We start from the raw sequence: 14,739 nt of genomic DNA, 5'->3' as shown, positions 1-14,739 counted from the left end.
CTCTAAAATTAGTTATTTTTTTGAGAGCCTAGCTTTTCTACCAGTGCTTTGAAATTTCCATCTATTCCATCTATACACTTATTCCGTTCTAAGTTCAAGATCGCTAGCTGTTTGACAACTCGATCTTTTTCTGAGGCTGCCACTTTTTCAAACTCATAGACTTTTTCTTGTTCGTGCCACAAGTTGCAGTTAACGTGGGCGAGCTGCGAGAAGATTTCGCCTATGCTGCCAAGGACATCAGGCACATAATTGCCTTCTTTTTTATAAACTTTATTTGATGCGAAAGTCAGGCGCTCGCTCGGAATTTGACCCGATATAGCAGCGCTAATAAATTCGTTCATTTCCTGCTGAAGCTGTTTTTCTTGAACAGCAAGGCTCTTGAGTCTGATTTCGTCTTCGGAATGCCACTGTTTCAATTTAACAATTGTCAATTTGTCGCAGAGAGAGCCAAGTGTTTCTGCCATAGGTAAAATGTGATTGGTTTAAAAGAATCTAACTGAGGATGTTTGGCGATAGCTCGTTTTTTCTAAAGGAAGTTTCCGCACATCACGCTGTAACCCTCGCTCCTGCCTTAGCGCTCAGTCATACACTAAAGATTTTATCGTAGTTGTTACCGCCAAGCTACTAATATAGATCGTTTGCTAACAGACGAACACCCATTTTGGTTGTTCCCAGAATAGTCCCTACTATTTTATACAACGTTTTTGCACGCACACAGGATTATTTTACATAGAAAACGCTGAGGATTGAGACATCCGATCGCAAGCGAGCAGCTTTAACATCACTCTCTCTCGTTCCATTGACAAATTCAACGCTCTACTCTATCTCAGCCATAGGCATATTCGGAGAGCGCGGATTTGGATATATTTGCAACCCTCTGGGCTCGACAATCAAATCGAGCGTCTCCATCACAATAGCACCGAGTAAAGCATACTTTTTCCCAGGTGAGACGATTGCTTCAAACCAACCTTTCCTACCGCACACTTCGACTTCAACCCCACCAACAATATCTCTTTGGGCCGTCTGCTCGTTAGCATACTTAACTATCTGCTTCCTAATCTTAGGGAAGTTAAACTGTGCAGCAGTTGATTCGGGCAAAACTAGCATCGTCGCTCCTGTATCTACTTTTGCCTCCTGATCCACTATCTCGCTGTCAGTCAAAAAATTTCTACTTTTTAAGGTACTGTAGGTAATTTGCATCGCTGCTCACTTCTTGGTTTCTACTAGATTAACTGAAAATCGCCCGCCGATCGCCGAAAACCTTGTGGGCTGGGGGGGCGCCAACTCTTGACAAAAATCATTTAATATTGTAATTGATGGCTTACTCGCGGGCAGATGAGAAGTTCCGTTCCCGCGACCTGAGACCGCCCCAGCATGGCCGGGATTCCTCACCACACAAAAACAAGTTACAATTACGTTAAGATTGATGAACATAAATAAAAATTCCCAAATCACAGGGACTAAAAATTAGGAGGATCGACCTCGGTGAATAAACGCTGGAGAAACGCTGGCCTGTACGCACTGCTGGCTATTGTAGTCATTGCCTTAGCAACGGCTTTTTTTGACAAACAGCCCCCAAGCCGCGAAGTTTGGAAGTACAGTCAATTCATTCAGGAAGTCGAAGGCAAGAGAGTAGACAAAATAAATATCAGTTCCGATCGCAGCAAAGCCCTGGTCACAGCCCAGGACGGCAACAAGGTACTCGTTAACCTGCCAAACGACCCCGAACTGATCAACATCCTGACCAAAAATAACGTAGATATTTCAGTTCTGCCCCAAAGCGACGAAGGCTTCTGGGTAAAAGCCCTCAGCAGCCTGTTCTTCCCGATCTTGCTCTTGGTGGGACTGTTTTTCCTGGTGCGGCGCGCGCAAAACGGGCCCGGCAACCAAGCCATGAACTTCGGCAAATCCAAAGCTAGAGTCCAAATGGAGCCACAAACTCAGGTGACTTTCGGCGACGTGGCCGGCATCGAACAAGCCAAGCTAGAGCTCGCAGAAGTCGTGGACTTCCTGAAAAATGCAGACCGCTTCACCGCAGTCGGAGCAAAAATCCCCAAAGGCGTGCTGCTGGTCGGCCCTCCCGGAACTGGCAAAACCCTGCTGGCAAAAGCAGTGGCTGGAGAAGCAGGCGTTCCCTTCTTCTCGATTTCCGGCTCAGAATTTGTGGAAATGTTCGTGGGTGTCGGTGCTTCCCGCGTCCGCGACTTGTTTGAACAAGCTAAATCGAACGCTCCTTGTATTGTATTTATCGATGAAATTGACGCCGTAGGCCGCCAGCGGGGCGCTGGTTTGGGCGGTGGCAACGACGAACGGGAACAAACCCTGAACCAGTTGCTGACAGAAATGGACGGCTTTGAGGGCAATACTGGCATCATTTTGATTGCTGCCACAAACCGCCCCGACGTGCTCGATGCGGCGCTGCTGCGTCCGGGTCGCTTCGATCGCCAAGTTGTAGTCGATCGCCCCGACTTCGGAGGCCGCCTAGAAATTCTCAACGTTCACGCCCGCGGCAAAACTTTGTCGAAAGACGTGGATCTGGAAAAAATCGCCCGCCGGACACCCGGTTTCACCGGTGCGGATTTGTCCAACCTACTCAACGAAGCAGCAATTTTAGCCGCCCGTCGCAACTTGACCGAAGTCTCGATGGATGAAGTCAACGACGCGATCGACCGCGTGCTCGCAGGCCCGGAAAAGAAAGACCGCGTGATGAGCGAAAAGCGCAAAACTTTGGTAGCTTACCACGAAGCCGGTCACGCTTTAGTCGGCGCGCTGATGCCCGATTATGACCCCGTGCAGAAAATTAGCATTATCCCCCGCGGCCGCGCTGGCGGTTTGACTTGGTTCACACCCAGCGAAGATCGGATGGATTCTGGCTTGTATTCTCGGTCTTACTTGCAAAATCAAATGGCGGTAGCTTTGGGCGGCCGCATTGCTGAAGAGATTGTCTTCGGCGAAGAAGAAGTAACGACTGGCGCGTCGAACGACTTGCAGCAAGTGGCAAGAGTAGCGCGGCAAATGGTGACTCGCTTCGGAATGAGCGATCGGCTAGGCCCTGTAGCTCTCGGTCGCCAACAAGGCAATATGTTCATGGGTCGCGATATCATGGCTGAACGGGATTTCTCGGAAGAAACCGCAGCCACGATCGACGATGAAGTGCGTTTGTTGGTAGAACAAGCTTACCGTCGCGCTAAAGATGTACTCGTTGGCAACCGCCATGTCCTTAATGCTTTGGCAGATATGCTAGTTGAAAAGGAAACTGTGGATGCGGATGAATTGCAAAATTTGTTAGCTAATAGCGATGTGAAAATGGCGACGATCGCCTAATTGATTTTTGATTTGAAATTTTGGATTGAATCTAAAGTTTGAAATCGGTAATTGGGGTGATTCCGGGATTGTCTGGAATCGCCCCGATTTTTTATAGTAGGGTGCGTCGCTGCGACAGTTCTCGCCCTGTTGCAGTTATCCCATAGCGACGCACCCTACCACTACCAACCCCTAGCGACTAAACCTTGATTGTCATGCCTTATTTTGGCTGGCGAGCTTTGGCAACAACCGCACTGCTCATACTTTTTACCATTAGCAATAACATGACCGACAAACCCAGGCCTACTACATCATTAAGCAAGAACAACCATAAAGGCTCTATTTCTGGACTCTGTGTCTGCATTCTTGAAAATTCGCGGTTCAACATATTTGAGGCAATAGTTAAAGCATAGAACCCTCCGATCAGGGGATTTATATACTCGGCAAACTTTGCTAATTCTCCCCCTTCCTGATTAAATCTGTTGGCAAATGTTGAGAGTGCATTCCAAATTCCCCATATACTGTATATCGGTATGAGAAATCTTGCCATCGCTCCTCCTGGGGTGATAGGATAATCATTGAAAAGAACCTTGAGATCGACGTGCAAGCGATATAGCCAGACTAGAAAAAGCACGAACAAAATCAAGGCGACAAGAATTGTAACAATCAACAAAATCTGCTGCAAACCTTGAAGCGACGCCTCAATCGTTGGTGCAATTGCTTTCACCGAAGTTAAAAGCAGGGAAACGATGTTTAACGAGACGTTAGCCCAAGCGAACTGCATTAATAATCGACTAACTCCGTGGGACTTGAGAGGAGTAGCTGCATCATAATTATTCATAAAGTCTCCCAGAAAATTTGCCGCAGGAGGCTGGATCCACAGCAGACACTACTATATTAGTTTACATTTTTTTGTATAGAGCAGCAACGTGTAAATTCCTCCCAAGGGATGCCCGGTTCATCTTCTAGCCCCTCGGTCACGATCGCATCATAAACATCTTCCCAAAGTTCGCCGTGCTTCTGGAAGTCAAGCAGCACCGCGACTTTTGAGTCTTGAGACTCAACTAAAAACTGAAAGTCGATCGGTTCGCCGCATTCAGCCAGCACGTCAGCTCAAAAATCTCTGTAGTTTTTGAGGTCAACAATTGCAGCGGTTTTGTTGCCTAGATTGTCCGTTAAAAATTGAACGTCGCACATATTGTAATTGCCCATATATCGAAGTTAGCAACCTGTATTAAAATTAGAGGCGAGTCAGAATGATATGAGTTTCAAATTTGGGATATGCCCAATTTAAAATCCTTCGACTGAGCACGCCGAATTCTAAAATCTAAAATCTAAAATCTAAAATTGTATGAATCATCAATCTTGGTTGACACAACTAAAAAAACACCGCGCGATCGCAGTTATCCGTTCCTCCGAAAAAGAACTCGCTCGGCAGATGGCATCATCGGTAGCAGCAGGAGGAATCCAGTTTATTGAAATTACGTGGAATACTCACAAAGCTGCTGAATTAATTGCCGAACTCCGCTCCGAATTCCCTACTTTTAGTATTGGCACCGGTACTTTATTAAACTTAGAAGAGTTGCAGCAAGCGATCGACTGCGGCGCTCAATTTCTGTTTACTCCGCACACCGATTTAGCTATGATTAAAACAGCAGTTGACGCCGGAGTGCCGATCGTCCCCGGTGCTTTTTCTCCCACGGAAATTGTAACCGCGTGGCAAGCAGGCGCTACCTGCGTTAAAGTGTTTCCGATATCGGCTTTGGGAGGCGCGGCTTACCTGAAAAGCCTGCAAGGCCCCCTGGGAAACATTCCTTTAATTCCCACTGGGGGGGTGACGCTGGAAAATGCGAAAGTATTTATTGACGCCGGGGCGATCGCCGTGGGTTTAGCCGGAGACTTATTTCCTAAACACTTAGTCGAAAATCGCGATTGGCGGGCGATCGTCGAAATTGCACGAGCTCTTACCCAAAACTTAACAACTTGTTAAGCCTTGTTTCCCAATCCAACATTTCAAATCTACAATCTAAAATAGGACAAGCCAATCTAAAATCTAAAATCTAAAATCTAAAATAGTACGAGGTGTGAGAAATGAACAGCATTATCAACTCAATTTACTTCCGTCGCGCTGGAACTTTCTGTGCCGGCTGCGCCCTCACTTTTGCTGCATTCTGCGGCGGTTCAATGACCGCATTTGCCAGCGAACAGCACAACATAATTGCTAATAAAATTATGCTGTTGCAGCAATCCAGCGAACGCTGGATTGAAATAGATTTGTCAAGACAAAGGTTAATAGCTTGGGAAGGAAATACACCAGTTTACGCGGTAATTATTTCCAGCGGCAAATCATCGACTCCCACCCGCACGGGAACCTTTGCCGTTCAAACCAAACACCGCGTTACTAGAATGACTGGGGATGACTACGACGTGCCCGACGTTCCCTATACAATGTATTACGACGGAGGCATGGCAATTCACGGCGCTTACTGGCACAATTTGTTTGGCAATCCCGTTACTCACGGCTGCACAAATGTAGCTGTCAATCACGCTAAATGGCTATTTGAATGGGCCTCGGTGGGAACACCCGTGGTGGTGCACAAATCTCAGGTTTAGGGAATTGGGAATTGGGCATCGGGCATCGGGCATAGTCGAACATTATTAGAACTTATGGTGGTCAGAAACCGGGTTTTTTTGCGAAATACTGCGTTACAGCCCTAGATTCGGTCAAAAACCCGGTTTCTTTGATCGGAGTTCATCAGTTCTGGTTTTTTTTAGCTTGCTGACTTTACTGCTGTTTTTATACTAATTCTCAAAACTCATGCAACAGTATCTGTAGGGTGCGTCGCCCTCAAAAATCTTAAAGAATATCCACAATCTTTGAGCGACGCACCTTACACGAGCGGGTGAGCGTAAACAAACCCACACTCATCATTGTTGCAAGACTTTAGATAATTGGTATTAACCACAATCCCAATTGTATAAAACTTTACTAAAATCTAATTTTCTGAGTGCTGATTCATCAATAAAAAAGTTACCTACACCAGTGTCTCCCCACATGATATCTACTGTCTCATTGCAATCGGTATCCATTTGGAATAGAAGAATATCTGACTTATGTTCCCGATCGCATTTACTGCTATATTCTCTAACATCATTTTGTACAAAATCAGGATAACCACCTATTTTATGACCACAAAAAGACGATATTTTTAGGTATTCATCCTCTATTTCCTGATTCATAAATAACTCATCAATTTCCGAGCCTAAAATTTCGGTACATTGGTAATCACTGGTACTAATCGGCGCATATTTTTTAGTAAATTGTAAGCTGCAACAGCCTGAGATAGGAAAAAGTTCGGGTTCCGGCAAAAAATCATAATTGGTAATGATGTTTTCAACTTTGAAGTCTGGCTGAGGAAAATACATTATTTTGAATCTGTCTTCGACTGTGGGATTATCTACATCGGCGGAATTGCCGAATTCTAAACCATATAGGTCATCGTCAGCTATATAGAACTGTAAGATGCCCCGATCGGGAAAACCATCTAAAGGCGGTATTTCATCAAAGTTGAGTTGCGCTAGCAAAAATAAATATTTACCGTCACAAGTTTTGGGATATTCAAAGCCTTTAGGTAAATAAGGAAATCCCCCAAATTTACTCTGCCACCAATTAACGTCATCATTATTCTGGGTTTGAATTTCGATGTAAGGTTTAATGGTAGCTTCGATTCTGTCGCGATACTTTTCTAGTTCTGGAGAGAGTGGACATTCTAGTTTGTAGTTCATCTGCTTTTAACAATTTTTTTTGAACGCAATCAGTAGGGTGCGCCGAAGCGCACCTTACCTGTAAAACCTATTCTTAACTTAGCTGCACCACGGGTTTATCCTCTAACAAAGTTTCATTTGTCAGCAAATCTTCCACGGTAATTCGCAAAAAGCGCTGTGCGTCCACGCGGAACAAAACTTTTATGCGATCGCTCCCCGGATACCCAGGCGGCGTCAATTGAGCGATGCTGCGTGCTCCTTCTTTATCATTTAGGGGCTGTACCGATGTTTGACCCGCGAGTTGGCGAGTAATTAGCCTGTCGCCGTCAAAATATATCTCCGTGCCGCCAGTTTCCGCTCCCAATTCGCCGATAATTAATTCTATACTAGGCTGATTTTCTAAAGAAGCTCCCAAGACTAATTCTACTGGTTCGCTCATCGGATAAGACTGGCCAGATTTAATTAAACTGTGCCAACTGTGGCAATTTTCGCGGCGGTTCCAGTAGCGAATTCCGTAACTGTGATAGAGAAAATCTTTGATTTCTATGCCTTGACTCAGTTGCAGAGCACCTTGGGCGATCGCCTCAAAGGGTTTGTCGCAGCGAATTTTTGCCGTATCGAAATATTGCTGCACCCAACGCCCGACAGCGGGAATTTGCACAGTACCGCCAACTAGCAAAACTGCATCAATGTCGCCAATTTCTAAGCCTTGGCGCCGCGCTTGCTGCAATACTTGATTCATGCACTCGTCTAGTTTCTCAAAAAACTGATGTTCACCGAGGATAGATTCAAAACGAGCTCTGTCTAATTCTAATTCGTAACTCTCAAAATTTTCGTCATCAAAATAAACCTCAACTGCCTGATTCACTAAAGACAACTGAATCTTTAACCGTTCTGCCAATCTCGTTGTAATGGGAGATTTTGCCAGCCCTTTTGTTTGCACAAAATAGTCAACCAGCCAATTATCAATATCAGAACCGCCTAAATTTTGTCCGGCTTTAGCCAAAACCCGGGCAACTTTTGTTTTTTGCGCTGAAGATTCAGCTAATAGCTTTTCGCCCCACTTAAGAATAAAACCGAGGGGCTTTTTGTCGGAGGAAGCGTCCAAACGCACCAAAGAAAGATCGAGAGTACCGCCGCCGAAATCAATGACTAACAGATTTTCGCGATCGGCTAAACCGTAACCCAAAGCAGCCGCCGTAGGCTCGTCCACCATCCGCACCTGTTCTACTTGCAGAGATTGAGACACTTTGCCCAACCAATGGCGGTAAGCTTCAAAACTATCTACAGGCACTGTAAAAATCAAAGAGTCGATCGGCAAAGGCAGTTCGCGAATTGATTTCACAATTTGGCTCAAATACCACTCACCTACTTGTTCAAAAGTAATTAGTTGCCCGTCAACTTCTGGCACAAAACCCTGAACAGAAGTGCCAATTCCCCGCTTGAAATTGCGAAAAAACCGAGAATCTCCACTCAAATCCCGGCCTTTGTCGCGGACTTGCTGACCGAGTATGACTTTACTTTGAGCAGCGTCCTCAACGTAGAGTAAACTGGGAATTAGGGGCGGATTTTGAGCCGAGATTGCCGACAATCCCGGTAATTTCAAAGTTTCGGGCTGCTGGAGGGCTTGATTCCAGCGAGCGACGACGGTGTTGCTAGTTCCAAAGTCAATTGCGATCGTCATTCAGCCAAAATACACAGCTACTAGGGATTAGATTATATTATGGTATTTATAGCCGCAAATACAACCATAATATTATGACTCAATCCACTTTCTTTGAAACCGAGAACGAAGAGCCTGTACAGGGAATTACTGAAATTGCAGTATGCGGCTACAAGTCTATTTACGAAGAGTGCCAGATTGAAGTGCGATCGCTGACAATTCTAGCCGGTGCCAACAGTTCTGGTAAGTCTAGCATCATGCAGCCACTATTGCTGATGAAGCAAACGCTAGAAGCCCCTTACGACCCCGGTGGTTTAAAACTTGACGGGCCTAATGTTAAATTTACATCAGCAGAACAGATATTGTCTAAACTGTCACCTGAAAACTACAACGATGAGTTTTACGTCAGGGTTAATCTAGAGAGAGATAATTTTTTGAAAAGCGTTTTCAGCAAGCAGCCAAAACCTGGTATTAGAATTGTCAAGGCAATTTACTGTTTTCCTGATAGCGATAAAATTATTACTATTTATCCGGGAATGCGACATCAAGAAGTGATTGAGCTTCTTCCCGAATACTTGGCGGAAAATTACTATACCTTATTAGATAATATTGAGGAAGAACCGCCACTATGGAGGGTGAGTAATGTGCGAGGTTTTCTCGACTTGCGACTTGGCGAAAGTCAGTTGGATTCGTCCCATTTGGCAATAAACTTTCAAAAACATATTCGCCAGATAATTCATGTTCCCGGATCAAGAGGCAATCCAGAACGCACCTACAATATCGCAGCATTTGGCAGTGAATTTACTGGAATTTTTGAAAATTATGTTGCTAGTATAGTTAATTCCTGGCAAGAAACGTGGGACGATCGACTGATAAAATTGGGTCAAGCCTTAGAACTCCTGAGACTCAATTGGAAAGTTGAAGCCAGACAGATTAATGACGTACAAATTGAACTGCTGGTAGGTCGTTTCTCCCGCAGCGGGAGTGCAAGCGATACGGTTAGTATTGCTGATGTTGGCTTTGGGGTATCGCAAACTTTGCCTATTTTAGTTGCCTTGCTTGTAGCAGAACCAGGACAATTAGTTTACCTAGAACAGCCGGAAATTCACTTGCATCCTCGCGCTCAAGCTGCTTTAGCAGAGATATTAGTTGATGCTGCAAATCGAGGTGTGCGAGTAGTTATAGAAACTCACAGCGAATTGCTGCTTTTAGCAGTTCAATCGTTAGTTGCCGAGGGTAAAATATTACCGGATTTAGTAAAACTTCACTGGTTTAAACGGCGCGACGATGGTGTTACAGAAGTCAGCAGTGCCGATTTAGACGAGACGGGAGCTTTTGGAGATTGGCCTGAAGATTTGGGCGATGTTTCTTTGCATCTAGAAAACCGCTATTTGGATGCAGCAGAAGCTGTTTTGTGGAAGCGTTAACATGGCAGATAAAGTTTCTAAACGCCTGGTAATAGATGCTTCTGTTGCGCGTGCTGCTGGTGGAGAAGATGCAACCTATCCCATATCGGTGTACTGTCGGGATTTTCTCGAAGCTGTCTTGCATCTTTCTCACCGAGTTGTGATGACTCCAGATATTAGAGATGAGTGGAACAAACATCAATCAAAATCTGCTCGTATATGGCTGCGCCGGATGGTGGCCAAGAAGAAATTATGTCCCTGCGATATCGCGGTAGATAATGATTTGTGGTGTCAAGTAGAAGCAATAGCCGAGAGCGATAAAGAGCGGGAAGTAATGGTTAAAGATTTGCGGTTGGTGGAAGCTGCGATCGCTACCGATCGCACAGTAATTTCACTTGATAACAAAGTGAGACAAAGTTTTGCTAAAGTAGCAGTAGATATTGATCCGCTTAAAGATATTATATGGGTAAATCCAGCCCAAATAGCAGAAAAACCCCTTGATTGGCTGCAAAATGGTGCTCAACCTGAAATAGAACGATCGCTCGGATTTCAGAAAGCAGACAACTGAGTAGATTTAGAGTAATTCCGGGTTAGTAGGATCGTCCGTGCGATCGCCATTTTACCAATTTTTAGTTGCAACAAATAAGCGCCACTTTTATAAGCGGCACAAAACTCATACCATTTTAAATTTTAGATTAAACACTTGGGAATGGCTGACGGCATAAGGGTTTGGAACACTGGCCTACAGTTGCATTGTTTCTTGAAAATGGTATAATCTGTCGGGCGCCACCAAGCTTTTTCGTTTGATCTCAATCCTATTTTTAAATGAAGCGTGAAAAATGCTGGATATGGGCGATCGCAAATCAGCACTATTGGCTCTAACACTGCTTGTACCTGCGGCTAGTATTGGTATCATAGCAGCCTTGTATATTGCCCCTGGAAGCTGGGGACAAACACTGTCAGTCTTTTGTCAAGTTTGGTTGCTAGTTTTTCCGATCGCGTGGTCTGTTTTTGTCGATCGCAAAAAGCTGCGTTTATCCCTGCCCAAGCGCCAAGAATTGCTGGATGGATCTATTTGGGGAATATTCATGTTTGCGGTAATTCTGGGTATCTATAGCCTTTTTGGCCAGCACTGGATCGATCCTGTAGTTGCTAAAGAAAAATCGTACCAATTAGGTATTAGCAGCCCTACTATTTACTTGATTGTAGAAGCATATTTTGTGCTAGTTAACTCGCTGATTGAAGAATTTACTTGGCGGTGGTTTGTCTGCAACAAGTGCCAGATTCTCATACCGGGCACAAAAGCAATATTTCTGAGTTCGCTATTTTTCAGCCTCCACCACATTTTTGTAATAGCAGCTTACAGCGACTGGCCGGCTGTTCTCTTAGGTTCCTTAGCTGTCTTCGCCGCCGGGATAATTTGGTCGCACTCTTATGTGACTTACCGTTCGCTTTGGTCGAGTTATATCAGCCACGCGATCGCAGATTTGGCCTTGGCAATTATTGGTTGGCAAATCCTCTTTAACTAGCTGCTTTTTCAGCGAGTATCGTCGGCAATTATACAGTAAAAATTGACACTTTTCCCAACTCGTTCTCCCGACTATAGCAATCCTAAATGATTCAGATAAATTTGTAGGGGTAGTGCTACCCCTACTCCCCGTGCCTACCCCCTATCTATCGGGCAACCACGGGGGGTAGGGGTCGGATTGCCCCTACAATAATTATGCAAATGATTTAGGATTGCTATAATATCTCCCCCCATCATCTGACAGAATTTCTGGGCGATTGCCAATCCCAAACCCGTACCGCCGTATCGGCGAGTAGTAGACTCGTCCGCTTGCCTAAAAGCTTGAAATACTCTCTCAATTTACTCTGTATTCCAATTCCAGTATCGCTGACTTTAAAACTAATCCATTCTTCAGCAGCCGGAATATCCGAACTGGGCTATTGACTGATGCTGTGCAATAATCGAACGTTCATATCTTCCCACAGGAAGATGTTTTCCGTTAAGGCATCTGATTCTAATTCTAGGTTTGGTTTTGCTTGCGATCGCATAATTTTAGCTGCATGAAAACTGGCCAACATATCGCTACAAGCATCGGCGGCCCGGCCCCCAATATCACACCGATTGTCATCTGGAATTGCCTACTTAGGAAAAATTATGCTTTCATAACATCAAATTTTTTGTAGGCGAAATCGTTTGATACATATCACGAAGCTGCTGCTACTGCTTAGGAGTCAAAGTTTGCACGATATAGGCCGATCCCCCTTGAGTATTCCTTTGATCTTTATAGGGTCATTTGATAAGTTGCTGCTCAAGTTTTGTTACGGTAATTACTTAGACTGGAATTGGGCAGGAACGCTACATATACTCTGCCCGGCAGTGGCAGTTTCTTGTGGCAAATTTTTCAGGCGATCGCCTTTTATTAACAAATTTAAAACTCAGGCAGCTAATTAAATTTATATCGGTGAAACTCTATGTTCTGTAGCACGATTGGGCAACCTATTTTTTCAAACAGTGGACGAATCAACCAGGTTTTTTCATGAACATACGAAAACTGAGGGCGAGGGATATCGCTTGAAAAACAGGGTTTCTCCCCTCATTCGCGCGTCCACGACGCTGATTCGGGCGATCGCGCCCCTGCAGGTATCTGAGAAAACCACCATCTCTGAATCTTGAAAAAATAGGATAGTGTATCAAGCAATACCGACACCACAGTTACCAAAAAATCATAGCCACCGATCGATATTTAGATGTGTTATGTCGATGGGGAAATCACCATTCTCAAGGTAAGAATTTCCCTCTTGAATGCAGTATAAAATTTGGCCAAAGGCGATGTCAATATCCTGCGTATTGTTGTTAATGCTACCTTTATCCCCACATTAAAAGTTGGCTGATATTCGGTTTCCCGTACATCCCTGTCCGTTGGATAGTAAATGATGTTATGTTTAACAGAGGGTGTTGTCTAGCTTGGTGTTTGTGGCGAACAAAGCTCCTACTTGATGAGGTATCCATCTTAGGGAAGAAATTTCGCTGCTCGGCCACTTATCCCTATAGGAACTGTTTCGCGATCGCATCCATCGTTATTATCATTGCAATGACAGCGAAGTTTTGGTAGATAGATATTGGGGTGTTGCGAACAGTCACTCGGTTAGATTCTATGTAAACACCAGGAAAGCGGTAATTAATATTCACCCGCCCCTCTTTCCTTTAGGGCTCTAAAATCAGCGCTGGTAGCAGCGTCGTACGCGAGCCGGAGTCTTCAGCGGGACTTAAAAATGAAAATCACCTTTGTTCTTCCTACTCTGTCTCTGACTGGTGGAATACGAGTAATATCTATTTTCGCAGAACGTTTGAGAAAGCGAGGACACTCCGTGTTCGTCATCTCTCTACCCCACCCCCAACCGAGTATGCGCCAGCAAGTCAAGTCGCTGCTGCGGGGACGCGGTTGGATTTCCCCACCTGAAAACGAACCCTCATTTTTCGATAACTTAGGTGTAGAACACAAAATTACCGATCACTACCGCCCGGTAGAAGACAAAGATGTACCTGATGCTGACGTAGTAGTTGCAACCTGGTGGGAAACCGCCGAGTGGGTAGCCAAACTCTCTCCCAGCAAAGGAGCCAAAGCTTATTTTATCCAGCACCACGAAGTTTTTGACTATCTACCTCAAGGTAGAGTAGAAGCAACCTGGATGCTGCCCATGCACAAAATTACGATCTCTCAGTGGTTAGTTAACCTAGCTTGGACTAAATATGGCGATGACCAAGTTTCCTTAGCTCCTCCTACCGTGGACACCAAGCAATTTTACGCCTGTCCTCGCAACAAACAATCGGTTCCTACAGTTGGCATAATGTACTCTACAATCTACTGGAAAGGAACCGACATCGCCCTCAAAGCTTTTTCCCTAGCAGCAGAAAAGATCCCCAACCTGCGTTTGGTTGCCTTCGGTACAGGGGCCCCCTCCTCGGAATTGCCCTTACCGGCCAATGCTGAGTATGTAATTCAACCCGACCAAGACAAAATCAAAGACTATTACAGCAAATGCGATGCTTGGCTGCTGGCGAGCCGCTCAGAAGGCTTTGGCTTGCCCATTATTGAAGCGATGGCGTGCCGCACTCCCGTCATCAGTACCCCCGCAGGCGCTGCTCCTGAAATTTTGAGCGGCGGTACTGGCATACTTGTAAGACCAGAAGATCCCGAAGAAATGGCAAAAGCCATAGAGCGTATCTGTCAGATGCCAAATTCCAAGTGGCAAGCCATGTCCGAAGCCGCCTATGCCAAGGTGAACAATTATACTTGGGATGATGCCGCGGCTCATTTTGAAGCGGCATTGAAAGTTGCTGTAGAGAAATCTAAGCAGCGCGAGGTTAACATAGATTCCTTTTCTCCCTATGCCGACCCAGTAGTGGCAAACCCACCAATTCCGGTTTGCTAACTGCAGCCATTTGAAATTCTGCGCTAGCCACTCGCTGTGGGGCGGGATTCTCAGCAGAAACTCAATATCGTTTGGTGGGGTGCTTCTGCCAAAACTAAAATCGCCCATATCCTGTTTTCTACCCAGCAGTCTAGAGACGAATTCTGACTGCAGCGACGAGGG

At 45.2% G+C, this 14,739-nt stretch carries 14 protein-coding genes and 1 pseudogene; 7 read left to right on the top strand and 8 right to left on the bottom strand.

The genetic code is table 11. The features are described from left to right. Window positions 1–8 precede the first annotated feature (8 nt). Together QT990_RS09945 and QT990_RS09940 are read right to left on the bottom strand one after the other, a co-directional pair. Window positions 9–464 carry a hypothetical protein gene (locus QT990_RS09945; protein WP_333411256.1) on the bottom strand — a complete coding sequence of 152 codons (456 nt, stop codon included), beginning with the start codon at window positions 462–464 and terminating at the stop codon, window positions 9–11. Between the two features lie 352 nt (window positions 465–816). Continuing rightward, window positions 817–1,200 carry a hypothetical protein gene (locus tag QT990_RS09940; RefSeq protein WP_333465181.1) on the bottom strand — a complete coding sequence of 128 codons (384 nt, stop codon included), beginning with the start codon at window positions 1,198–1,200 and terminating at the stop codon, window positions 817–819. A 285-nt stretch (window positions 1,201–1,485) separates the two neighbouring features. On the opposite strand from QT990_RS09940, the gene ftsH3 reads away from it, so the two are divergent. After that, window positions 1,486–3,324, top strand: coding sequence for an ATP-dependent zinc metalloprotease FtsH3 (ftsH3, locus tag QT990_RS09935; protein WP_006633639.1), 1,839 nt, complete (start codon window positions 1,486–1,488; stop codon window positions 3,322–3,324). Window positions 3,325–3,523: 199 nt separating this feature from the next. Here ftsH3 and QT990_RS09930 read toward each other — a convergent pair whose 3' ends face one another. Continuing rightward, on the bottom strand, window positions 3,524–4,144 hold the full coding sequence (locus tag QT990_RS09930; protein WP_333306178.1) for a hypothetical protein: 621 nt from the start codon (window positions 4,142–4,144) through the stop codon (window positions 3,524–3,526). Window positions 4,145–4,200: 56 nt separating this feature from the next. Then, window positions 4,201–4,410: a hypothetical protein gene (locus QT990_RS09925; RefSeq protein ID WP_333306176.1), complete on the bottom strand. Its 210-nt coding sequence runs from the start codon at window positions 4,408–4,410 to the stop codon at window positions 4,201–4,203. Between the two features lie 244 nt (window positions 4,411–4,654). On the opposite strand from QT990_RS09925, the gene QT990_RS09920 reads away from it, so the two are divergent. After that, the gene (locus tag QT990_RS09920) at window positions 4,655–5,293 is read left to right on the top strand and encodes a bifunctional 4-hydroxy-2-oxoglutarate aldolase/2-dehydro-3-deoxy-phosphogluconate aldolase (RefSeq protein WP_333465180.1); all 639 of its coding nucleotides are present in this window, start codon (window positions 4,655–4,657) and stop codon (window positions 5,291–5,293) included. A 101-nt stretch (window positions 5,294–5,394) separates the two neighbouring features. Further along, window positions 5,395–5,916: a L,D-transpeptidase gene (locus tag QT990_RS09915; protein WP_333465179.1), complete on the top strand. Its 522-nt coding sequence runs from the start codon at window positions 5,395–5,397 to the stop codon at window positions 5,914–5,916. A gap of 345 nt (window positions 5,917–6,261) precedes the next feature. On the opposite strand, the gene QT990_RS09910 is transcribed toward QT990_RS09915, so the two are convergent. Together QT990_RS09910 and QT990_RS09905 are read right to left on the bottom strand one after the other, a co-directional pair. Next, window positions 6,262–7,089 (bottom strand): YwqG family protein, encoded by an 828-nt coding sequence (locus tag QT990_RS09910; RefSeq protein WP_333465178.1) that lies wholly within the window; start codon window positions 7,087–7,089, stop codon window positions 6,262–6,264. A gap of 73 nt (window positions 7,090–7,162) precedes the next feature. Further along, window positions 7,163–8,752 carry an Hsp70 family protein gene (locus QT990_RS09905; RefSeq protein ID WP_333465177.1) on the bottom strand — a complete coding sequence of 530 codons (1,590 nt, stop codon included), beginning with the start codon at window positions 8,750–8,752 and terminating at the stop codon, window positions 7,163–7,165. A 74-nt stretch (window positions 8,753–8,826) separates the two neighbouring features. On the opposite strand from QT990_RS09905, the gene QT990_RS09900 reads away from it, so the two are divergent. The 3 genes from QT990_RS09900 (at window position 8,827) to QT990_RS09890 (ending at window position 11,666) form a co-directional block, all read left to right on the top strand. Next, window positions 8,827–10,158, top strand: a complete 1,332-nt coding sequence (locus tag QT990_RS09900) for an AAA family ATPase (RefSeq protein ID WP_333465176.1) — start codon at window positions 8,827–8,829, stop codon at window positions 10,156–10,158. A 1-nt stretch (window position 10,159) separates the two neighbouring features. Beyond that, window positions 10,160–10,705, top strand: a complete 546-nt coding sequence (locus tag QT990_RS09895; RefSeq protein WP_333411250.1) for a hypothetical protein — start codon at window positions 10,160–10,162, stop codon at window positions 10,703–10,705. Between the two features lie 271 nt (window positions 10,706–10,976). After that, the gene (locus QT990_RS09890) at window positions 10,977–11,666 is read left to right on the top strand and encodes a type II CAAX endopeptidase family protein (protein WP_333411249.1); all 690 of its coding nucleotides are present in this window, start codon (window positions 10,977–10,979) and stop codon (window positions 11,664–11,666) included. A gap of 134 nt (window positions 11,667–11,800) precedes the next feature. Here QT990_RS09890 and QT990_RS09885 read toward each other — a convergent pair. Further along, window positions 11,801–12,054 (bottom strand): annotated as a pseudogene (locus QT990_RS09885) (ATP-binding protein); the annotation flags it as partial. A gap of 27 nt (window positions 12,055–12,081) precedes the next feature. After that, window positions 12,082–12,222: a hypothetical protein gene (locus tag QT990_RS09880; protein ID WP_333465175.1), complete on the bottom strand. Its 141-nt coding sequence runs from the start codon at window positions 12,220–12,222 to the stop codon at window positions 12,082–12,084. A gap of 1,194 nt (window positions 12,223–13,416) precedes the next feature. Between QT990_RS09880 and QT990_RS09875 the strand changes: the two genes are divergently transcribed. Then, window positions 13,417–14,577 (top strand): glycosyltransferase family 4 protein, encoded by a 1,161-nt coding sequence (locus QT990_RS09875; RefSeq protein WP_333140846.1) that lies wholly within the window; start codon window positions 13,417–13,419, stop codon window positions 14,575–14,577. The last annotated feature ends 162 nt before the right edge of the window (window positions 14,578–14,739 follow it).

Source organism: Microcoleus sp. T3_B1, assembly GCF_036700445.1.
Lineage (GTDB): Bacteria > Cyanobacteriota > Cyanobacteriia > Cyanobacteriales > Microcoleaceae > Microcoleus.
This window is presented reverse-complemented; position numbering and strand designations above follow the sequence as displayed.